The sequence below is a fragment of the Pseudonocardia adelaidensis genome (genome assembly GCF_039543345.1).
Taxonomy (GTDB): domain Bacteria; phylum Actinomycetota; class Actinomycetes; order Mycobacteriales; family Pseudonocardiaceae; genus Pseudonocardia; species Pseudonocardia adelaidensis.
Genome location: NZ_BAABJO010000020.1, coordinates 30,297 through 50,103 on the forward strand (window position 1 = coordinate 30,297; position 19,807 = coordinate 50,103).

Consider the following 19,807-nt stretch of genomic DNA (forward strand, 5'->3'; position numbering starts at 1 on the left):
CGTGACAGCGGGTTCGCGAGGTGATGTCGCGCCGTTCACAGGCTTGGGCCGGCGGCTGGAGCAGGCGGGCCACCAGGTGGCCTTCGCCGCGCGAGCGGTTCGCCGATCTCGTGCGCGAGTGCGGGCTGGAGTACCGGGCTCTTCCCGGCGATCCACTTGAGCTCACACGCGCACGTACGGCGGCGCCGTCCCCGGAGGCCGCGCAAATCGGTCTTCGCCGAGTTCCTCGACGAGCTGGGCGATGGGGTGACAGCCGCCACGGCCGCTGGCACCGACATCCTGCTCACCGCTTTCGGCCCCGCCCCGCTGAGCCGGCTCGTCGCAGAAGGCTTCGGCATCCCGAGGCTCGGCGTCTATCTCGCGCCGGGGGTGCCCACCAGGGAGTTCCCGCCACCTGGCTGGCCCGTCACCGGAGAGCCCTCCCCGAGGACAACCTCGACGCGGGCCGCGAGGTGCTCGCGCGGACCGGTGCCCTCTACGCCGACACCTTGCGGCGGCTGCGCGCTCAGCTCGATCTCCCCGACGCCGCGATGACGGCGAGCCCACCGGATGACTGGCCGATCTGCCACGGCTTCAGCCCGGCGGTCCTCCCCCGACCCGCCGACTGGCCCGCGAACGTGCACGTGACCGGGTACTGGTGGCCGGTCGGGCCACTGCGCGACGTCACGCTCGTGCAGAACGACTGGGGCGGGGCGCAGGTCCTGGTCGCCCACAGCGGTTCAGAGCGGGTGGCGCGGATGGTGCTCGTCGCGTGCGAGGCGTTCGACAACTACCCGCCCAGCATCGCAGGCCGCCTGCTCGTCGCGATCGCGCGCGTGCCCGGCGGCCTCGCGCTCTTCGCACGGCTGCTGCGCTTCCGCGCGGTACGACGGGCGCCCGGCTGGTGGGGCTGGATGAGCAAGCGCCCGGTACCCGACGAGGTAATGGAGGAGTGGTTCCGCCCGGCACGCGAGCAGGCCGCGGTGCGGCGGGACCTCGCGACCTACGGCAGCAGCGTCCCGTCCCGCGAGGTGCTGCTCGAGTGGGCCGAGCGCAACCGGTCGTTCACCGGACCAGTGCTCGTGGTGTGGGCCGCGGAGGACCGGGGGATGCCCGCGGATCACGGCCGGCGGCTCGCCGCGCTCTACCCGCAGGGCAGGCTCGTGACGATCCCCGACAGCTACACGCTGGTGCCCGAGGACCAGCCCGCGGCGCTCACGGCCGCGATCCGCGCCTTCCTCACCGAGACGCGCGCCGTCGCGAGCTGATCACGCCGGTGCCAAATCCGGCGATGTGCAGCCCGCCGTGGAAGCGGGCGTGCTCCACCTTGAGGCAGCAGTCCATCACGACCTCGAGCCGCCGGCCTCGGCCCGGCGCGCCACGTCCTCGTCGAAGCGGCCGAATTGCAGCCAGAACCTCTCCACGCCACCCGCCGCCAGCACGTCGTCGAGCACCGACGGCAGGCCCTCGCGGCGGCGGAAGACGTCGCGCCCGCCTTGACTAGGCCGGCTTCGGCGCACAACCGCAGCGACGCCACGAAGACCCCAGGCCAACGCGGTGGCCTGCCGCGAGCGGAACCGGGCGATCGTGACGGGATCCGGGGACAGCCCGGCGGCCAGGACCCGGTAGGCCACATCTTCGGTGCAGCGGCGCTGGATCTGCCGACTCGAGCGAACACCGCTGCAGTAGGCGAACAGCAGCAGCGCACTATCACCGCCGGGTCGTAGGCGGCGCGCCCCTGCCCATCAGCGCGGTAGGCGCGGCGAAACCAATGAGATCGAGGTGGTCGACCACATCGATCAGAAACCACACCAGATGCTCGGCGGGCAACCAATCCCGCATGTCTGGAGCCAGCAGGAAGCGCCGTTCACCACCACCGGTGATGAACCTCAACCGCAGTACATGATCTTGCTGCACCTGATCGCCACGCCTTCACCGACATCCCTTTGCGCAACAGGCTCCCGTGGTAACAACGCTGCCCGAAGCTACGACAAGCTGGATCCATCGATGGCGATGCGCTCCTCGGGGTAGCTGTTCGCACACTGTCTAGCAGTTGCATGGCGGTTGATAAGACAACTCACCGCAAGCTAGATTCATCGATGAGCTCCCGTTGTCAGGCCGCAGATCTGCCCGCTGCGCAGCATGATGCCATCGCGCACGACTCTCGCTGATCGCCTTCACCGCAACGCCAACCGCTCGCGCAGCCCTCCACATGTCAGTCGACGAACCGCAGCAGGGACCGCATCGGACGGTGCGCATCATTCGAGGAGTTCGAGTGGCGAGTCGATGTCGAGAGTCAACTCCATCGGATACGCGTACGTCTGGCGAGTGCGGGCGATGTTGTGGGTGGCTGCCCCGCCGCTCCGCTTCGAGTGATCCACGCTGGCTGCGTCCGGCCGGTCCAGGTTCGTCCCCTGCAACTCACTGTAGACAGGGAGGTTCCGCATCTCGTCCATCAGGTAGTAGCCGCCAACTCCGCCACTGTTGAGCGGGTTGATCGACTGGAACTCGTAGGCGACCTCGGCCGTCGGGTGCTCCGCGGTGATCCGGTCGATCTCCCCGGCCGCACGGAAGACGTCGTAAAGAGTCTGGTTGACGGTGAAATCAGCGTCCCGTGGCGCGAAGCTGATTTTGCGGAACGCGGCCCCCGCCCAGGTGACAACGCCCTCGTCGCGGTAGTTGAACAGGTGTGCCGCGCGCACCTGCTCGGCCCAGTTCGCCGCCTGCTTGTCGTTCAACGTGACCGGGAAGACCCCATCGGACAGCCGCGACATCGCCAGTGGCGGCGACGCCGGCAACAGCCCGAGATGTGGGCACGTGACGAACCGCAATGGCTGCGTCACCTCGAACAGATCCCCAGCTGGCAGGAGTTTGAGCCGGGTGGCCGCTTGTGCGAGCGTCGATGCTCGTTGCGACTCCGCCTTGTAGTAGTCCTTGAAGATCCTCCCGTCGACGCACCGGCCGACGGAGAACCCGTCCTGCAGGATGTTGTTGGCCCAGACGCTGCGGAACCGCCCCCTCTCCGTATCGACCTCGCTTACCGACGACGTGAACGTTTCGACGTTGCGTCGAGCATCTGCGTCCGCCTTCGTCGCGAACGTCTCCCGAAACATCGCCACCCGCAGCCGCTGCTGCCGCGCCGCGTTCTGCAACGCCCCCAAAATCAGCGCCCCGGCCTCGCCGTCCCGATCGGCCCCCGCTGGTTGCGCCATACCGGCGGCAGGAGCCGCACATCCGGCGATCAATCCTACGACGACAAGCAGCACCGACACGGTCCAGTCGGTCCTTGGACGGCGAGTAGGACCCCGTCGCCGCGAGCCGCCGCCGTCCCACCCCGGCGACCTCCCGTGGTGCCCGTCGACCTGCATGCCAGTCCTCCCTCCTCGGGCGCGCTGACGATGTTTGTGTGCTCCCAGCACTCCCAGTCCGGTCTGTCTACTCTGGGGGCAGCCTCCCGAGACCAGCAGGCAAGATCAGTTATCTGGTCGATACTGCCTGTCGAGCCACTAGCACCACCTCGCGCGGTGAACCAGTCCTTCGCCTGCAGATCCGAGCGACGTCGTCTCCCCCGCGAACTGCCCATTGGCTGATCGGGTGACATGACCCCGGTGCCGACGCATGACGTTGCCCGTTCAGGCCGCTTCACCCGCGGCGGCTGAGGGTGACGGCTGAGGTGAGATGCGGGTCGGTCGAAACAGTGGAAGCCGCGCCTGCGACTGCACGTAGCCTGGCTACTGCCTCCGGCACGAGGAACCGAAGGGCACTCATCGGCGCATCCGGGTCCCGATCGAGCGCGGCAGCGAGCTGCCGCTCCGCGCGCCGGACCTCCTCGCGCAGCTCGCGCACACGCAGTTCTTCCGTTTTCACTCCATTACCTCGTCGGATCTCGATCGCCCTCGGGCGCGCTGCCGGCGTGACGGGCCCTCCGCTCGGACATCTGGCCCGATGCAGGACCCGGTGCAGGAACTCCGCGTAGCCCCGTGCCGACCGGAGAGGATCAACCCGTGACGCGCGCTGCATCGGCTGGGTACTGGTTGATCAACTAGCGTCAGGGCAGCTCCGCATTGTGTCATTTCGTCGAGCGCGGACGAACGCACGCCGTGCACGACCCTGTGCCTCACCACTCGAAACAGCCGGTCTCCACAACGCTTCGCCGCCATGGATCCGAGCACTCCGCAGCGCGGAGTGGCCCGCACGCGAACGCGCGTCACTTGATGCATGAGCGAACCTTGGGGGGACTCCGGCGGCCTGGCTACCCCAGAACTCTGGGGACTACGGGACGCGATCGCGTACGCACGTTGCGCTCGGGTCCCGTAGTGCCGGGGCGTCGGCTTGTCCTGCGGGCGGCGGTGCCGCGGTTGCGGGTCTCGTGGCGCATTCAGGGCGGCAATTCCGGCGGCCCGCTGCCCGTCCGGGAATAGGACAGGCTCCGCGTCGCAGCCGTCACGCACGTGCAGCACACTGCTCGAGGCTCGCGAGGAGATGCGCCGCACCCCCGCCCGTCCTGCGAGCCTACGTCGGAGGGCGCTTGATCACCCCAGGCGCAGCGAGCGGCCACCCAGGATGCTGGGATGGTCCTCGCGGCAGCGGTGCCCGAGATTGAGCAGGAGCGTGTACGCGAGTTCGTCGAGCGGCCGGTCGGGATGGAGGCAGCAATGTTCGACACGGTGGTCGGGGTGTCCGGGCTGCTGCTGGTTGCCGCCGCGGCGGTCCATTCGGTGATGACGAGCCGAGGGGTCATCTCGGGCCGTCGCTGGCGACGTGTGACCAGCTACGACTCGTCGGCGGCCAGCACTCCCACCGACGGCGGCATGTGTGGCGGCTGGGGCGGCGGCGATTGTGGCAGCGGCGGTGGTGACTCGGGTGGCGGCAGCTGCTGATCTGCGGGAGCCGGCCCCGCGACCACGCCGCGACCCGGCCAGTGCTTACGCGCCGGCCAGCATGCACGTGCGGGTTGTGGAGCACCTGGTGGCGGCTGGCGTCAGGACCGTGCTCGCTATGGGCTGCGGCGACGGCCAGTTGGCGGCAGCTGCGGCGTGCAGCCCGCTGCAGCTGATCGACGTGGAATCAGGTCTGCGCGCGACGGCGCTCCCCCTGGCGACCGCGAGTGTGGACGCCGTGGTCACCGTGAACTTGCTCGGCGACCTCGACCGGCCTGCTATTCGTGAGGTGCGGCGGGTTCTGCGGCCGGGCGGGCTGTTCGTCGCGGGGAGCGCGCACCCCTTGGATTCGATCGAGCTCGTGCCGTTCTGGCGACCGCCGGCGAGGTCGATCGGGACGAAGGAAGTTGCTGCGATGATCCTGGGCGTCTTCGGCGTGGTGGCGGCGGATACGTGGAAGAGCCGGTCGGTCACGCTGCCCGACCGTGACGCCGTGCGCGACTACCTGTGGATGCGGTCGTTCCGCCGGTCGAGGCGGAGCGGCTCGCCGACGCGATCGCGGTGCGCAGGCCGCTGCCGTTGTCGGTGACCGAGCGTGGCGTACTGCTCCTCGCCCGCCGGCGCTGCGGTTGCGCGCCGTGACCCGGCGAGCGGTCGGGGTGCGTGGTGCGTTCCGGACGCTCGAGCGGATGGGCCGGCGGAGCTGGCGGCGGCCCGCGCCCCGAGCCCGTCCGACGAGGGGCGCCGGGCCGGTCGCGGGTGCCCGACCGGCCCGGCGCTTCGAGGGGGCGCCGACGTGGGGACGATCGTCGCAGCGCCCCTTCGCTGGGGAGCGTCAGCCGTCCGGGTCGCGCTCGCTCGAGTGGTTGTCGCGGTGAGCGTTCCTGAGGTGCATGACGACTTCCCTGAGCTGCTCCTCGGTGCGGATGCGTTCGACGATCGGCGCCGTGAGGTCGGCTGCCTCGGGAGGTGGGCTGCGGAGTGCGGCATCCGCTTCGGAACGTGCTTCGGCGAGCGCTCGCACGGCCTCGTTGCGCTGCTGCCGGTGCTGGTCGCGCTGTTCCTGGAGCCGGCGGGTCGCTGCGGTGTGGTCTGGCGAGTTCGTCCTGGTGCCGTTCTCCAAGAGTGCCCGTTCGAGGGCGTCCAGCTGCGCCTGCTCGGTGTTCAGTGTGTCGGTGAGCCCCGGGAGCGAGCGGAGCGCGGCGAGCTGCGTGGCGAGCGCGGCGCGCTGCTGCTCGAGCCACTCTTTCTGGTCCTGCAGCGCTCGCCTCGATTCGTGGTGCGGGATCCGATCGCGCTCGGGTACCCGCTGCAATTGGGTCTCCGTCTCGCTGACGGCCTCCAGTTGGCGGTCGAGCGACGCGAGGACGACTTTGGCGCGGGCCGCCCATGCCTCCACCGTCATCGGCGCAAGAGCTGGTGGTGCGGGCAGGGCGGTCGGCGCGGTCGGCGCGGGGGGAGTGGTCTCGGCGACGTAGTAGCCGGCTCCGCCGATGACCAGGCTGGCGATCGCCATGCTCGCAACGGCCCGGCGCCGCACCGTGAGCGCGGTGTGTCGCTCGCCGCCGACCCGGCCGGCGCCAGACGCTGTCACCCGCTGGGAAGTGATCGTCTTGGCCGGCCGCCCCGGGCGTGGAACGGGATTGCACGGCCGGGGCGACGTTGTGGCGGCGCGTGCGGGTTCCGGTTCGTGGTCCGCGGCGCGCGGAACCGGTGGGGCGGAGCGGGCTGACTCGACACGCGCCGCCTCACGCAGCTTGCGGGCAGCGGAGCGGTGCGTCGGTGAGCAGTACAACCGGCGTGGACCACTGCCGGCGGGCTGCTCGACGAGTGCGGAGCAGCCGGGCAGCCCGCACTCCTGTGGCCGGTCGGTCATGTCGTCCCCCCGGGCGAGCCATCGCGCCCGTCCTCGGCAGTTCTGTCTCACGACACCGTGCGCGGCTTCCCGCGCAGACGCCATCCCAGAACCCTGGGGAGAACTCGGCGCGTTCGCGGCAACACGCGGCGCGGCCACCCAGGAATCTGGGATGGAGATCGCAACGGCTGTCATCCAGGCTGCCCCGGACCGTTGTCGGCGGATGCCCGATGTGCTCGCGCTGTCGGGGACTCGCCGACCGATTACGAGGAGCTGCTATATGAGGATTGCTGATCGACGGGGCGCTGCAATGGTTGTTGCAGGCGTCGTCGCGATCACGTCGCTGGTGACCGCGGGTACGGCGGGTGCCGCCACGGACGTGGCCTCCCGCGCGTACGTGGGGTGCGGCAACAGCTATGGCCACTGTGTCGAGGTGCGCAGGGCATACGTGAGGCAGGGGCAGCGCATCGGTCCGCTGCATTTCGGGCAGCCGGGCTGCACCGCGCCGGGCTGTTCGAACGAGAACTGGTTCTACGTCTACTCGTGACGCCCTGCGGTAGCTCGGGATTGCAGGGCGAGGGACGGCGATCGGGGGTGCGTACTCGTGCACGCAGCGATTCCGGCAGGACCGCGCGAGACCGGTGAGAACAACGACGCAACGGCGGGTGTTGGGGTGCTCTTGCAGGCCTGGCGGGAACGTGCGCTCCTGACCCAGGACCAGCTCGCGGACCGCAGCGGGCTGCACGTGCGCACGATCCGACGGATCGAGCGGGGTACCGGCGGCGGCAGGCCGCACAGCGCGTCCCTTCAGCGGCTCGCCACAGCGCTCGACCTCGACGCTTCGGAGCGCGCGCTCCTGATCGAGAGAACTCGTCGGGTGCCTGCTCTGGTGCCGTGTGCCGAGCACGTTGTCGCCGCCGGCCCGCCGTCGGTTCGCGGGGACACGCCGCGCACGGTCCGGCCCCCGCGGCAGCTGCCGACACCCCCACCTCAGTTCACCGGCAGGGCGGCCGATCTCGCCGACCTCGAGCGGATCATCGACCAGCCCGGGTCCGTCGTCGTCACCATCGACGGCATGGCCGGTGTCGGGAAGACGGCTCTCGCGGCACATGCCGCGCACGGGTGGTCGAGCCGCTACCCGGACGGGCAGCTCTTCCTCGACCTGCAGGGCAGCGCGCGCAGCGTGCGTCCCGTGGACCCGCGCGACGCGCTCGACCGGCTCCTGCGCTCGATCGGGGTTCCGGGCGGGCAGATCCCCGACGACCTCGACGATCGCGCCGCGCTCTACCGCAGCTGCCTGGCCGACTGCAAGGTGCTGGTCCTCCTCGACGACGCGGCGAGCGAGGCCCAGGTGACCCCGCTGCTGCACGGCTCGGGCACATCGCTCGTGATGATCACCAGTCGCCGTCGGCTCGCCGGACTGGACGTCACACACGCTCATTCGCTCGACGTCCTGCCTCCCGGCGACGCGATTGATCTGTTCGTTCGGAGCGCCGGTCGGGGCGGTTCGCCCGTCGACCGGCCCGAGCAGCTCGGGGAGACGGCACGGTTGTGCGGGTTCCTCCCGCTGGCGATCCGGATCGCCGCGGCCAGGCTGCGATCCCGTCCATCCTGGACCTTGGGTCATCTCAACGAGCGGCTGCGACGCTCCGGCCACCGCCTCGCCGAGCTCGAGGCGGGGGATCGGAGCGTTGCCGCCGCACTCGACCTCTCCTACATCCAGTTGGAGCCGGAGTCGCGCCACGGGTACCAGGTGCTGGCTCTCCACCCCGGCGTCGACTTCGACATCGACGCCGCGGCGGCTCTGATGGGGCAGCGATCGACGCACGTCGAGGCGGTCATCGACGACCTGCTGGATGCCCACCTGCTGCAGGAGCCGCTTGCCGGGCGCTACCGGTTCCACGACCTCGTCCGTGCCCACGCCCTCCAGGTACCCCGCACCGAGGAGCCGGCGGCGGGAGCTCGCGATCCGCTGTCTCGACTGATCGAGCACTACTGCCGCACCGCGAGCGTGATGGTCGATGTGGCTCATCCGTACGAACGCGAGAATCAGCAGCGCACCGGCGACCCGCATCCCCGCGACGGCGGTGACCCGGCTCGCGCGACCGCCTGGTTGGAGACCGAGCTGGCGAACCTGCTGACCCTGGAGGAGTTCTCCTGCTCGAACGGACGGCCCGATTGCGCCGTGCGGCTCTCGGGTCTCCTGCACCGGCACCTGCGCACCCGCGGGAGGTACGACGAGGCCGGGGAGCTGCACGAACGAGCCGTGATCAGCGCGCGCAGGATCGGCGACGCCATCGGGGAGCTGGCCGCGCCCAACGATCTCGGCCACATCCGCTGGCTCCAGGGCCGCCACGGGGACGCCATCGACTCGTTCACCGCCGCGGCGCGCCGCCCCGACGACCGATGATCAGCACGGCGAACTGAACGCGCTCATCGGCCTGAAGCAGGACGACCGACCGGAGGCCGTCACCGTCGACCTGCTGTGTTGCAGGCATCCGGCGGATGCTGTCGCGGTCACGGTGGTCGACGCCGAGGCGAGCTGGACGAGGCGTCCGGCCGGTTCCCCGCGAGGCTGGCCGCGCTCGGCGTCTCGGCAGGCGACCGGATCTCTGCCGCCCCGGCGACCTTGGCGGAAGCACTGGGGCTGTGGCGGGCCCGCGCCGGCGACTCGGCGCAGCTCACCGACGCGCTAGCCCAACACCAGGACCGCGTGAAGGGGCGGCAAGCGCCGGCCGATCCGCGCAAGCCGCTCACCGACATTGACGCTGACCGCGCCGGGACAAGCACCTGCTGCATGATGGACGACGCCTCGTTGCGCTCCCGGCCGATCCACTGTCGTGAGGGCAGGGGGAAGCTCCTCGATGGCGCCGGGCGGAACAACGTAACCGAGCTCGTCGTAGTACTCGTCGTCGGTCGAGGGCCCTTGGCCTGGACCGGTCCCGGACCGCTGGGGCGGATGTCCAGACGGCCTTCTACGTCGAGACGGTCCGCGGCCGCGAGGTGAAGATCAGCGATGGCCGCCTTACTCGTCTCCGCCAGGCCCCTCACCAGGGCCTGCCATATCGCTGAAGATCCACTCGTGAGCCCAAGTCAGGTCAAAGCGCTGAGTACACCGTCCCGCTGGCGAGCGGGCGAGCTGGGTGGGGTGTCCGGCCGATGCCGTCACGGTTTGCGGGCGAGGACCGGCGCCGTTCGCGCCGGGAGCTTCGAACGACACGATCTGGACGTCCACGAACCCGGTGGCGTACAGCCATTGCTCATACTCGGCCGCGGCAACTCGCTGATCACGATCCGACCGCCGGGAGGCAGGGCCGCAAAGCACTTGCGCAAGATCGCCAGGTCCTGCCCTGGTGCCCCGTCATGCATGATCATGGACAGCAGCACGACGTCATGGCCTGCTGTGGGCTCGGGATCGGCAAGGAAGTCGCCCGGGGCGACCGCAATGCGGTCCTCGTCGCCTGCTGCCACGATCTTCTTCGAGGCGATCTCGCAGTTTGGCGGCAGATCGAACACCGTTGCCCGCCGGTTGGGGTAGCGCCGGCACAGCTCGATGTCGTAGGCCCGGGAGCCGCCGCCGACGTCGAGCAGGGCGGTGGAGGCGGACAGGTCGACGTGTGCGCCGAGTTCGCGTGCGGTGAGCGTCGACAGCGAGTGCATCGCCTCGCAGAACAGGGCCAGCAGCTGAGGGTCATCGCTGTCGAACAAGTGCGCCTGCTCGTCGGGGTTCCAGCTTGTCGGCCGGTTGGTTCGCACCGCCTCGGTCAGCCTGCCCACGCCGGGTCGAGCCTGCGGTCGAGCATGTGCATCCAGCCGCCGAAGTGGTAGGCCTTGCCGGGCACGAGGTACTGGTCAGCCAGTGCGCTGTTGACGCAGCGCCCGTGCCGCCGCTCGAGCAACCCGAGGGACGCACACGCGGTAACCAGCAACTCAGCGCGGGGCCGCTGTGCCCAGCATCTCGGCAAGTTCGTCGATGGTGTGACCGTCGATGTCGGACAGACGGGCGAAGGGGTCCAGCTCGTGTGCGGTCGCGAGCGCCTTGAACGACCAGAAGCCGATGGAGAGCTGCATCAGCGGCAGGGGTGAGACCGTGGGAAGGTCAAGGTCGGCAACGCGCGGCTCGACGGCCGCGTTCGTCCCGGTCGGAGTGGCGAGGGCTGATCACGGGCGTTGTGCATGAACTCTCCTTCCGCGTGGCGTCCTTGTGCGTTCATCGTTCGGCATTTCCTTTCTCTCGCTGTGGTAGCTGCGGTTCACGCGTGCTTGCCCAACGCCGGGACGCAACCGTCGCACATGACAAATCCGCAGCATCGGCAGAGTCAGATGCCGCCGGCTGCCCCAGTTCAGACGTCGACGGTCTCGACCGCAGACCCCTCAGGCACGTAATCGTTCACGAGATCCGCGTCATCGGCCCGACGGATGATCTCATAAGCGATCTCCTTCGCGATCTTGCCATCGCGCATCTCGAAGACATGGGCGAGGCGGAGACTGACTCGCGTCCCGGGCGGGAAGGGGAAGTTCTGCATGCGGTCTTCGACGTAAGTGGCGTCGTAGATGCAGTCGTCAAAGACGAACTGCTCGGTGGCGAACCGCCGCAGACTCGTGATCGAGTGCACTTTCAGCGACGCGAAGATGTCTCGGTAGCCGGCGAGCGCCTCCTCGGTGCTATGCAAGACGAGCCCACGGCCGGGCCCCTCCCACACGATGTCGTCGGTATACGCAGCGACCGCCTTCTCGACGTTCTCCGGGGTCTCGTTGTGGAAGTGAGCCTCCACCACCTCGAGGTTGCGCGCGATGACCTGTTCACGCGTCAACTCCGCGTCCGGCACAGCGGCGGGCGCCTGCTCGCCCGCATCCAGGGCAGCCATGTCTCCTCCATGAGTTATAACCATTCGGATCAACCTCAACGCCACCCGCGTGCGAGACCAGACACGTCATTTTTGATCCCTCACAAGAACCGCTGACGCTACTCCGACCGGTTGCCGTGGAGGTGCCGGGAATCTTCCGGGTCCTCCAGCGCTTCACAAGGAATTCTCCTTGGGCAGTCCGCTGTGCCTCTACTCGAATCCACCGGTCACGCGGACGAGCCGGTGTGACGATCCCAGTCGCTGTATGATGTCCCCGTCCGCCCCGCGACCGGACGAACGAGTGAGTCCCCTAGCTGATGTCGGACTCCGGGCCGGGAACACACCCGGGCCAACGGGCCCTTACTTGATCAGCCTGCGAGGGCGTAGTCGCGCTGCACGCCGACCGGGGCAGTGCCTTCATCAGTGGCGCTTATTGTCTGCGACGCATGGTTAACGAGATCATCGTCGCCTTCCTCGGCACACTTCCCCTTGATCCACCTTTGACGTCTAAACCGATCACCCCTAGCGGATCGCCGCTCGATCCACGCGCAATACAAGCAGGCGGGCCACCAACATTCAATAGAGTGGCCAGAACCTATCAAGTCTAGACAAGAATCTCCGCAATCCGACTCGTGCAGCTTGTCACCTGCCACCGTCACACGCGTCACAGCGACCTCCACGGGTCGCCTCCGTGCCGGGGTGGGCGCCAGATCGCAGACGGTTGGCCTTACGGCAGCGTGCACGACACGTCCTCAATATCGGCAGTAACCGCGTGTTGGCTCCACGGACGGCTTCGGGTCAAGATCGACAGGACTGTCCAACCGGAGGGTCTGTCTCCAGTGGCCGTTGATCAGCGTCCGGCAATACCAGCGGCCGAACGGCGAGGTCGTCGCTCTGCTGGTCATCAGCCCATCCAAGAGCGACCGGGAACGAGTCATCCCCATGTCGGGCGAGCTGTTCCACATCATCGCCCAGGTGATCCGCCGACACACCGCCGAACATGGCACGGTCCCGGTCTGTACCCTCTACGACCAGGCCGAGCGAGCCTGGAGCGAGCCGTTGCCCTACCTGTTCCAGCGTCTGCAAAGCGGCAGCCGCGAGCCATGTCCGTCGCGCTGGTCGACCCGGTACGGCGCGCCGCCAAAGCGCTCGAGCCGACGCACCCGGAATTCGCCGATATTCGGCTCTCCCCGCACGACTTCCGCAGTCCGTTCGCCACCGACCTGGTGAATAGCGGGCTACCATTTACATCGGCGCCGCCGTGCTCGGGCACCTGAACGTCCAAACCACCGCGGCTACGTCGCGGTGTTCGAGGAAGACGTCGTCCGCCACTACCAGGAGTTCCTCGACCGCCGCCGCGCCCAGCGACCAGCCAGCGAGTACCGCGCACCCACCGCGGTGGGGATGGCCGAGTTCGAAGAGCACTTCGACAAGCGCCGCGTCGAGCTTGGCTCCTGCGGCCGTCCCTACGGCACCCCGTGCGCGCACGAGCACGCCTGCATCCGCTGTCAGATGCTGTCGATCAACCCCAAGATGTTGCCCCGCCTCGACGAACTCGAGGAGGATTTGCTCGCTCCGGCAGCGTGCGATCGACGAAGGCTGGCGCGGCGAGGTCGAGGGGCTGGAGCTGACCTTGACGTTTCTGCTCAGCAAACGAGACCCAGGCCCGCCGCACGGCCGCCACGGACACGGTCAGTCTGGGCGTGCCCGCGATGCCCGTCGCTGAGCATGCAGTCCGCGATCACGAGCATCGGACGAGAAGACGCGAACTACGACGTCGACGCTGGTCAGGGCGCCGTCGCTCCTGAGACCGGTCATGTGCTGGAGTTCGATCGGCCCGTACCCGGTGAGTTCCGCTTCGGCCTGGGCGAATTCGGCCTTGTCGGAGATCCCGAGCCGGTTTCGGCAGGACGCCGGCCTGCAGGGCGAGGTATGGGTTCCAGCTCACTCGCGGTAGCACGCGAACGTGCTGGCCTCCTCGGTGCTGATCCGGCCGTCCGCGGTCGCCTCGAGTTCGAGGCTGATGCCTGGAGGCCGCGGGCCTTGGCATTGTGGCTCGCCAGCAGTGGACATGGCCCCCGGGACGCGCTAACTGGCCTGCCTATTACCAGGACCTCCCGCTGGCCGTTCCCGTGGTCAAAGGGCTTCTGCAAGGCGATCTAACGACGCCAGTAGCTGAGCACAGTTGATCACCGGTAGGTGGTCAAGCATCTCGATGTGAGAAAATCGTGACCAGTCGTAGGTCAGGCTCACCACGGTGCGATCGGGGGCTGCCGGAGCCAATCGCCATGTCCACGTGTGACCCGCCGGGGTGTGACCCGGCTCTGCCGGCGCCCACCCAATGGCCCGGTCAGGTTCATAAACCACGATATGGTTCTCCACTTGATGATTGCTTTTGATTGCGTTGTGCATGTTCATGACGAACACGTCGTCCACGCCAGCGATCGTGGCGCCTGTCGTGGAGCCGCGCACCATCCCGCTCGTGTCGAACGCAACATGGTTGACCGGGTCCGACAGGAACGAAAACACCTGCGCCGCAGGGGCCTCAACCACGCGAGAGGCCTCGATCGACCGCACCTCGTGCCGCACACTGCGATCTTCACCCATGCCAACACAGACTCGTCGAAACGCGAAGAGTCATCGGACGGAACCGCGATCACCTGCAAGCAGGAGTTGATGCACGACACGACTGAGCCAGCAGAGGGGCTCGCGCACCCGTCGGTACGTCCTTGAATGAGCCCTCCACGAGATGGGGCAGGGTTGGTACGGACCCAAGCCGTGCCTGGTCGTCCTCTCGGCGGTGCGAGCGGGGAGAGGAAGCACTCCTCGATCGTCCCTGCCGCGTCTCGTGCGGCACGAGCTGCCGTCGGAACCGGAACGCGTGACGCTTCGGCGAACAGCGATGAGTCTGACCTCTCGCTACGGTCTGAAGAGGCATGAGCAAGCTGGTGGTACAGATGTACCTGTCGCTGGACGGCGTCATGCAGGCGCCGGGGGCGGCCGACGACGACCGTGACGGTGGCTTCACACATGGCGGCTGGATGGCGCCACACGTCGACAAGGCCATGTCTCGCGACATCGTCGAGCTGCACGCACAGGCGGCTGGACTACTGCGCGGACGCAGGATGTACGAGACGATGGCCAGATACTTTCCCCATCTCACCGACGACGAGAACCCTGCAGCATCCGCCATGAACCGCGTCTCGAAGTACGTGGCCTCCCGGACGCTCACCGCCGTCAACTGGCAGAACTCGACCCTCCTTCCGGGGGAAGTCGGCTCCGAAATCGCCAGGCTGAAGGAACAGCGCGGCGACGAGATCCAGGTGCTGGGTAGCGGCCAGCTGGTCCAGACGTTGATGCGCCACGACCTGGTCGACGAGTACCGCCTGTGGATCTTTCCCGTCCTGCTGGGCAGCGGCAAGCGCCTCTTCGCGGGAGGGACGATGCCTGCGCCGCTGGCGCTGGTCGGCACCAAGGTGACCGCCACCGGTGTCGTGATCCACACGTATGAGCGGGTCCGTTCAAGGCTTTCCACCTGAGAAGGAAGCCGACTCGTCGATCCCTACATCCCTACATGGACACGTCGAGGTGCGAGGCCCGAGGAATCACGCTCACCGGCGTGGGGCCAGCTCCGGTAGGGGTCTCGACCGATGAGTTCCACCTGCCCCAGCGGTCTGTACCCCGCAGGGTCAGTTCGCACCTGATCCGAACCTAGCCCGAGGCTTTCACGTGGGATCGGCCACTGGCGTGTGTTGAGCAGGGTCGAGTCCGCTGGCGTGGTGTTTGACGGTTGATGCATGATCTTCCTGGTTGGTCAGGCGCTGAGCGCTGGGATGGTGTCGGTGGTGGTCACCTCCTCGCCGTTGGTGGTGTCGGGGACGGTGGTGAGGCGGGCGCGGGCCAGGACGTCGAGGCCGAGGTAGCGGCGTCCTTCGGCCCATTCGTCGTGTTGCTCGGCCAGCACGGCGCCGACCAGGCGGATCAGGGCGTCGCGGTCGGGGAAGATGCCGACCACGTCGGTGCGGCGACGGATCTCCCGGTTGAGCCGCTCGGAAGGATTGTTCGACCAGATCTGGCGCCAGACCTCCTTGGGGAACCCGGTGAAGGCCAGCACGTCGGCGCGGGCGGTGTCGAGGTGCTCGGCCACTTTGGTGAGATTGCCGGCCACGGCTTCGAGGACCCGGTCGAACTGGGCGTGCACCGATCCGGCGTCGGGCTGGTCATAGACCGAGTGCAGCAGCGCCCGCACCCACGGCCAGGACGCCTTCGGGGTCGCGCCATCAGGTTCGCCGCGTAGTGGGTTCTGCACCGTTGCCAGGACGCGCCGGGCAGGGTGGCGCCGATGGCCTCGACCAGGCCGCGGTGGGCATCGGACGTGACCAGCCGGACCCCGGTCAGGCCGCGGGCGGTCAGGTCCCGGAAGAACCCGAGCCAGCCGGCGCCGTCCTCGGCCGAGGTGACCTGCAGCCCCAGGATCTCCCGGTGACCGTCGGCGTTGACCCCGGTGGCGAGCAGGGCGTGCATGCACGTTGACCACCCGCCCGCCCTCACGGACCTTGAGCACCAGGGCGTCGGCGGCGACGAAGGTTGTCGGTGCTGCTGCGCCCCGGCAACGCCAGCTCCTACACGGCCGCCGACCACATCATCGTGCTGCGCGAAGCGCTGCGGCAGCTGCCCGGCTACCGCCCGGGCACCCGCCCCGGGCGCAAGATCCTCGTCGGCATCGACTCCGCCGGTGCACCCACGAGCAGCTGGAGTGGATCGTCGCGCAGCGGTTGTCGTACTCGGTCGGGTTCACCCTGCCTGAACACATCGTCAACGAGCTCGACCTCGTCCCGGAGCAGGCGTGGCAGCCGGCCGGCCGCACCGCCGAGGGCAAGACCATCCCCGAGATCCGCCGCTGTCCCAAGCGCTACGTCGCCCGCGAGCTCTACCGCACCCTGACAGCGACCATGACTCCCAACCAGGCCTGAACCGATCTCGCACGACCAAGATCCCGACGAGCGAGCACTTGACAACACATAGAAGCGTCCGGGTTAAGCGGCCGCCTCGCGAAAGACATCGATGCGAGCACCCAGGACGCTAGCGAATCCGGAGGGATCCTCGACGGGAATCGACCGCACGCCTGACCGGTGCACGACCCGCACGACGTTGCCTGGCGGAGTCGCATAAACACGCCCATCCTCGGTCACGAGCCAGCGTTCCCCCGCAGTCGCTGGCCGGACGTCAATCTCGGCGATATCCGCAAGATCGATGGTTTCAACGAACTTCCACGTGAGGTCAGGGCGCACCGTGATGACAAGGGCCTTGTCAGTGATGACAACGTCGTCATTGGAAAACATCGCAGGAATCCGTGAATCGGAGCTGCGGATCTTCGCCAGGACCTCCACCTCCATCCTGCCCAAGTCTGCAGTGAGAGGCCTGCGCATCGCCCGGCTCGCGAGCGCGACCGCGGTGAGCTCGACGGACATCGGGACCGCAGCGAACACCAGCCACGCCAGGCCGACAGGCACCTGCCGTTCCCACAGTGTCGCAGCCGCCAGACCGAACCCGACCTGGTGTGGCAGCGCGACGCCCACTGCACGCCGCACCCACCCGGCAGGTCGACGCGCGCTCGGCTCAGTGCGCTCCCACCGAATCAGCGCGCCGAGCGGGACGGCAGCAAAAACCACGACGGCGAGCGCCAATGGCAGCGGACGAACGACACCCGTCACGACCGCGAGCGCGGCGATCACCAGCGTCGTCCCGTGGACGAACCAGGCCGCCGCGAGGAACCCGCGAGCGCGGCGCAGGCGCGCCCGCACGCGGCGTTCGTCATCAAAGATCATCATTACCCGTCCCCGCCGAGGATTTGCTGCTTACGATCCTGATTCCTGCGCCTCTCCTGAGCAGCACTAATAGGCCACAACCCAGTCGTGGAGCCAGATTCAGGAACTAATCTTGATCGTTGCCTCGGCGACACATTCGAAGGCCTACGCCAGATCCGGAATGGCGTTCAGGACCGGCCGCTCAACTAGATGCTAGGTCTAGAGCAAGTCACGGTCAACTGCTGGATGCGGTCGGCAATCACCTGATTCTTGCCACTGTGCATCGATCGCAATGCGCAGACTGTGAGGTCAGAGCGGTGCCGTAGCGTCCACTAGCTGGGAGCCGACTGCCTCCCTGCACAAGGAATGCACCGATGGCGATTACATGATGTGTGCGCGAAGCACTAAAGCGAAATCTGGCGAACTCGCCCGCCATCCTGCCCATGATGCGGCGGCTACCCGGCTACAAACGCGTGTGGAGGCCGGCACTGCGCGGTTGCGGGACTGCGCTGGGTTCTATCCGTTCCGGCCCCTGCCACCGCAGCCCCGCCTGCACGGCTGCGACCAGCGATCAGCCGACCCGCTCGACGAGGTCGCTGACGGACGCCGCGGCCGAGGGCGCACCGGCCGCCACCGAGACCGGCTACGTCCGCCGTCGCGGAGGAGAGCCTGCCGTTCCGCGCGTACCTCGTGTGGGCGATGCACGCGTATCTGCCTTGGTCGACATCACCCAGCGTATCCACGGGCGACGCCGGGGCTGGTGCAGATCACGGCCACAGCGAGCACGTCCGGCTGGGTTCAACGAACGTCGTGGACATGGCGACAAGGCGAGCTGTCCTTCATCCCGCACGTGGCGTGCAAGGTCGGTGCCTCGCCGTGCGGCGGGCAGCGGTGGGGCGTCGGTGACCGGGGGCCGACTCACGGCGGGCTCATCGGGTTGTCCAACACGATGAGCCAGGTGCCGTCCGACTGTCGACGCGATACCACAGTTCCGCGTCCGACGGCGTCCCACGATTCCCCTCCGGGCTCGGCCACACGCACCTGTGCGTGCGTGAGGGCGAGACCGTCACTCTCGAGCTTGCTCGCGACCTCAATGGCCACCCGCACTCGGCGCGCGAAGATGGGCGCCAGGGCGGCCCCGATCTCCGTGCGGCCGACCGCGTGCCGCCCCTCGGGAGGAATGACGCTCACGGCGTGCTCCTCGTGCAGGTCGAGGAACGCTTCGAGGTCGCCGTCATTGAAGGCGGCAGCGATCAACGCGTGGATCTCTTCGGGGGTGTATGCAGGCACGTCATCCTCACAATCAGGTGCGGACAGATCCCTTCGGACCACCAGCTTGGTGTGGTGGTGCGGACCCGCCCATCCCAGGAATCTGGGTCAGCGCAGCACGGCGGTGGCACCATCACGCCATGACCGCGGAAGCTGTCTTCGCGGTGCACGATGATCTGGTGCGTCTCGCCCACCGCGGGTTTGTCTAGGCTGCTCTTGGTCAGCCGCGTGGTCCAGGCACCGTCGAACAGGTGCTCATTGGTCACGAGGTCAGCGGTGATGCCGTCGTTGCGGATCACGAAGGCGGTTCCGCGGCCCGACCGGGTCTCGATCCTCGCTACCGCGTCGACCTCCGCCGGCGGCGTCCCGGGCGGCTCCACGGACTGCAAAGCGCTCCGCGGCCACCCCGACAGCCGGAACGCCCAAAGATGTGAACCGACCCGGGATCGCGGGGCTCGTCGGCGCCGACGAGCTCAGCGAGCGCGGCCCGACCAGCCACCAGGGGCTCAGCGGTGCGGATCACCGGGGGCCGGCGGGTGTGCACCCGCCAGTTCATCACTGCGGTCATGACCGCAGTGATGATCCACCCACCGGCATCGACCAGCCGGGGATGATGCCGTGCTCGATGAAAGGAGACTGGATCAGTTGGAACGTGACGCCGGCGCCTAGTGCTTCGCCCGCCGCTCCGAGCAACCGCTCGAAAACGGACATGCCGCCGAACAGGGCCACGGCAGCCGCGATCCCGCAGGTGATCATGGCGGCCGGGTCGGAGGCGCCATCGACGACGTCCACCGTCGTCGCCGCGGCCGTCCAAACGCCGGCGAGCAGCGCAGGGGCCGGCAGCGCCCACCACAGCACCGCGTCGAGGAGGGGGAACTTCGGCTCCAGGACCAGCTTCGGGCTGTCGTGCGCCACGCGTGCGGGCGCGAACTCGGTGCCGGACGGCCGGATCGCATTCATCGGTATGACCTGTCTACTCGGCGAACGGGTCGGTCGGATGATCAGGGCGTGTCTGTTCCGGAGTGCCTTCTCGGCGCGGGTCGGGCCGCGAAGGCGCGCGACGATGCCTCGGAGCCAGGTGCGTTCCGGCGTCCCGAGCGCCGCGGTGTCGGGCGCGGTGGCGGCCTCCGATCGACACGTCCTCACGTCGGATCGTGCGCAAGCCGCCCG

Annotated in this window: 21 protein-coding genes, 1 other RNA gene and 3 pseudogenes; 9 read left to right on the forward strand and 16 right to left on the reverse strand. The window is 68.3% G+C overall.

Features of this window, described 5'->3' with window-relative positions; genetic code table 11:
* Positions 1–452: 452 nt before the first annotated feature.
* Positions 453–1,247, forward strand: coding sequence for an alpha/beta hydrolase (locus ABEA81_RS24685; protein ID WP_345607700.1), 795 nt, complete (start codon positions 453–455; stop codon positions 1,245–1,247).
* Here the strand turns inward: ABEA81_RS24685 and ABEA81_RS24690 are convergent.
* Both ABEA81_RS24690 and ABEA81_RS42750 read right to left on the reverse strand, forming a co-directional pair.
* Positions 1,219–1,463 (reverse strand): annotated as a pseudogene (locus ABEA81_RS24690) (CoA-binding protein); the annotation flags it as partial. The gene ABEA81_RS24685 and the pseudogene ABEA81_RS24690 overlap by 29 nt on opposite strands.
* Before the next feature lie 84 nt (positions 1,464–1,547).
* Positions 1,548–1,682: pseudogene (locus ABEA81_RS42750) on the reverse strand (transposase); the annotation flags it as partial.
* 79 nt (positions 1,683–1,761) lie between these two features.
* Between ABEA81_RS42750 and ABEA81_RS24700 the strand changes: the two are divergent.
* Complete coding sequence (locus ABEA81_RS24700; protein WP_345607701.1) at positions 1,762–2,010, forward strand: hypothetical protein; 249 nt, start codon at positions 1,762–1,764, stop codon at positions 2,008–2,010.
* Between the two features lie 227 nt (positions 2,011–2,237).
* Here the strand turns inward: ABEA81_RS24700 and ABEA81_RS24705 are convergent, their stop codons facing one another.
* Positions 2,238–3,251 carry a hypothetical protein gene (locus ABEA81_RS24705; protein WP_345607702.1) on the reverse strand — a complete coding sequence of 338 codons (1,014 nt, stop codon included), beginning with the start codon at positions 3,249–3,251 and terminating at the stop codon, positions 2,238–2,240.
* Positions 3,252–4,550: 1,299 nt separating this feature from the next.
* Between ABEA81_RS24705 and ABEA81_RS24710 the strand changes: the two genes are divergently transcribed.
* Together ABEA81_RS24710 and ABEA81_RS24715 are read left to right on the forward strand one after the other, a co-directional pair.
* A complete protein-coding gene (locus ABEA81_RS24710) occupies positions 4,551–4,859 on the forward strand; it encodes a hypothetical protein (protein WP_345607703.1) in 309 nt (102 codons plus the stop codon).
* A gap of 76 nt (positions 4,860–4,935) precedes the next feature.
* Positions 4,936–5,448 (forward strand): class I SAM-dependent methyltransferase, encoded by a 513-nt coding sequence (locus ABEA81_RS24715; protein WP_345607704.1) that lies wholly within the window; start codon positions 4,936–4,938, stop codon positions 5,446–5,448.
* Between the two features lie 246 nt (positions 5,449–5,694).
* Here ABEA81_RS24715 and ABEA81_RS24720 read toward each other — a convergent pair whose 3' ends face one another.
* On the reverse strand, positions 5,695–6,375 hold the full coding sequence (locus ABEA81_RS24720; RefSeq protein ID WP_345607705.1) for a hypothetical protein: 681 nt from the start codon (positions 6,373–6,375) through the stop codon (positions 5,695–5,697).
* Positions 6,376–6,994: 619 nt separating this feature from the next.
* On the opposite strand from ABEA81_RS24720, the gene ABEA81_RS24725 reads away from it, so the two are divergent.
* Both ABEA81_RS24725 and ABEA81_RS24730 read left to right on the forward strand, forming a co-directional pair.
* Entirely contained in the window at positions 6,995–7,261 is a 267-nt protein-coding gene (locus ABEA81_RS24725) for a hypothetical protein (RefSeq protein ID WP_345607706.1), read from the forward strand.
* 126 nt (positions 7,262–7,387) lie between these two features.
* The gene (locus tag ABEA81_RS24730) at positions 7,388–9,124 is read left to right on the forward strand and encodes an ATP-binding protein (RefSeq protein WP_345607707.1); all 1,737 of its coding nucleotides are present in this window, start codon (positions 7,388–7,390) and stop codon (positions 9,122–9,124) included.
* Positions 9,125–9,879: 755 nt separating this feature from the next.
* Here the strand turns inward: ABEA81_RS24730 and ABEA81_RS24735 are convergent.
* The 5 genes from ABEA81_RS24735 to ssrA form a co-directional block, all read right to left on the reverse strand.
* Positions 9,880–10,491, reverse strand: a complete 612-nt coding sequence (locus ABEA81_RS24735; RefSeq protein WP_345607708.1) for a methyltransferase — start codon at positions 10,489–10,491, stop codon at positions 9,880–9,882.
* Entirely contained in the window at positions 10,479–10,613 is a 135-nt protein-coding gene (locus ABEA81_RS24740) for a hypothetical protein (RefSeq protein ID WP_345607709.1), read from the reverse strand. The genes ABEA81_RS24735 and ABEA81_RS24740 overlap by 13 nt, the downstream gene beginning before the upstream one ends.
* 31 nt (positions 10,614–10,644) lie before the next feature.
* Complete coding sequence (locus tag ABEA81_RS24745; RefSeq protein WP_345607710.1) at positions 10,645–10,785, reverse strand: hypothetical protein; 141 nt, start codon at positions 10,783–10,785, stop codon at positions 10,645–10,647.
* Positions 10,786–11,057: 272 nt separating this feature from the next.
* The gene (locus ABEA81_RS24750; RefSeq protein ID WP_345607711.1) at positions 11,058–11,582 is read right to left on the reverse strand and encodes a nuclear transport factor 2 family protein; all 525 of its coding nucleotides are present in this window, start codon (positions 11,580–11,582) and stop codon (positions 11,058–11,060) included.
* Positions 11,583–11,696: 114 nt separating this feature from the next.
* Positions 11,697–12,085: a transfer-messenger RNA gene (gene ssrA, locus ABEA81_RS24755) on the reverse strand.
* 322 nt (positions 12,086–12,407) lie between these two features.
* Here ssrA and ABEA81_RS24760 point away from each other — a divergent pair.
* A complete protein-coding gene (locus ABEA81_RS24760) occupies positions 12,408–12,791 on the forward strand; it encodes a hypothetical protein (protein WP_345607712.1) in 384 nt (127 codons plus the stop codon).
* 15 nt (positions 12,792–12,806) lie between these two features.
* On the opposite strand, the gene ABEA81_RS24765 is transcribed toward ABEA81_RS24760, so the two are convergent.
* Positions 12,807–13,055 (reverse strand): hypothetical protein, encoded by a 249-nt coding sequence (locus tag ABEA81_RS24765; RefSeq protein WP_345607713.1) that lies wholly within the window; start codon positions 13,053–13,055, stop codon positions 12,807–12,809.
* 642 nt (positions 13,056–13,697) lie between these two features.
* Positions 13,698–14,168: an SRPBCC family protein gene (locus ABEA81_RS24770; RefSeq protein WP_345607714.1), complete on the reverse strand. Its 471-nt coding sequence runs from the start codon at positions 14,166–14,168 to the stop codon at positions 13,698–13,700.
* A 329-nt stretch (positions 14,169–14,497) separates the two neighbouring features.
* Here ABEA81_RS24770 and ABEA81_RS24775 point away from each other — a divergent pair, with 329 nt between their 5' ends.
* Positions 14,498–15,100 carry a dihydrofolate reductase family protein gene (locus tag ABEA81_RS24775; RefSeq protein ID WP_345607715.1) on the forward strand — a complete coding sequence of 201 codons (603 nt, stop codon included), beginning with the start codon at positions 14,498–14,500 and terminating at the stop codon, positions 15,098–15,100.
* A 275-nt stretch (positions 15,101–15,375) separates the two neighbouring features.
* Here ABEA81_RS24775 and ABEA81_RS24780 read toward each other — a convergent pair.
* Positions 15,376–16,164, reverse strand: a pseudogene (locus ABEA81_RS24780) (IS256 family transposase); the annotation flags it as partial.
* A 172-nt stretch (positions 16,165–16,336) separates the two neighbouring features.
* Between ABEA81_RS24780 and ABEA81_RS24785 the strand changes: the two are divergent.
* Positions 16,337–16,534 (forward strand): hypothetical protein, encoded by a 198-nt coding sequence (locus ABEA81_RS24785; protein WP_345607716.1) that lies wholly within the window; start codon positions 16,337–16,339, stop codon positions 16,532–16,534.
* Between the two features lie 63 nt (positions 16,535–16,597).
* Here the strand turns inward: ABEA81_RS24785 and ABEA81_RS24790 are convergent, their stop codons facing one another.
* The 4 genes from ABEA81_RS24790 to ABEA81_RS24805 all read right to left on the reverse strand — a co-directional run bounded on the left by ABEA81_RS24790 (position 16,598) and on the right by ABEA81_RS24805 (position 19,552).
* Complete coding sequence (locus tag ABEA81_RS24790; RefSeq protein ID WP_345607717.1) at positions 16,598–17,392, reverse strand: hypothetical protein; 795 nt, start codon at positions 17,390–17,392, stop codon at positions 16,598–16,600.
* Positions 17,393–18,286: 894 nt separating this feature from the next.
* The gene (locus tag ABEA81_RS24795) at positions 18,287–18,625 is read right to left on the reverse strand and encodes a YybH family protein (RefSeq protein ID WP_345607718.1); all 339 of its coding nucleotides are present in this window, start codon (positions 18,623–18,625) and stop codon (positions 18,287–18,289) included.
* On the reverse strand, positions 18,622–18,936 hold the full coding sequence (locus ABEA81_RS24800; RefSeq protein WP_345607719.1) for a hypothetical protein: 315 nt from the start codon (positions 18,934–18,936) through the stop codon (positions 18,622–18,624). The genes ABEA81_RS24795 and ABEA81_RS24800 overlap by 4 nt, the downstream gene beginning before the upstream one ends.
* Positions 18,937–19,201: 265 nt before the next feature.
* Complete coding sequence (locus ABEA81_RS24805) at positions 19,202–19,552, reverse strand: hypothetical protein (RefSeq protein WP_345607720.1); 351 nt, start codon at positions 19,550–19,552, stop codon at positions 19,202–19,204.
* Between the last annotated feature and the right edge of the window lie 255 nt (positions 19,553–19,807).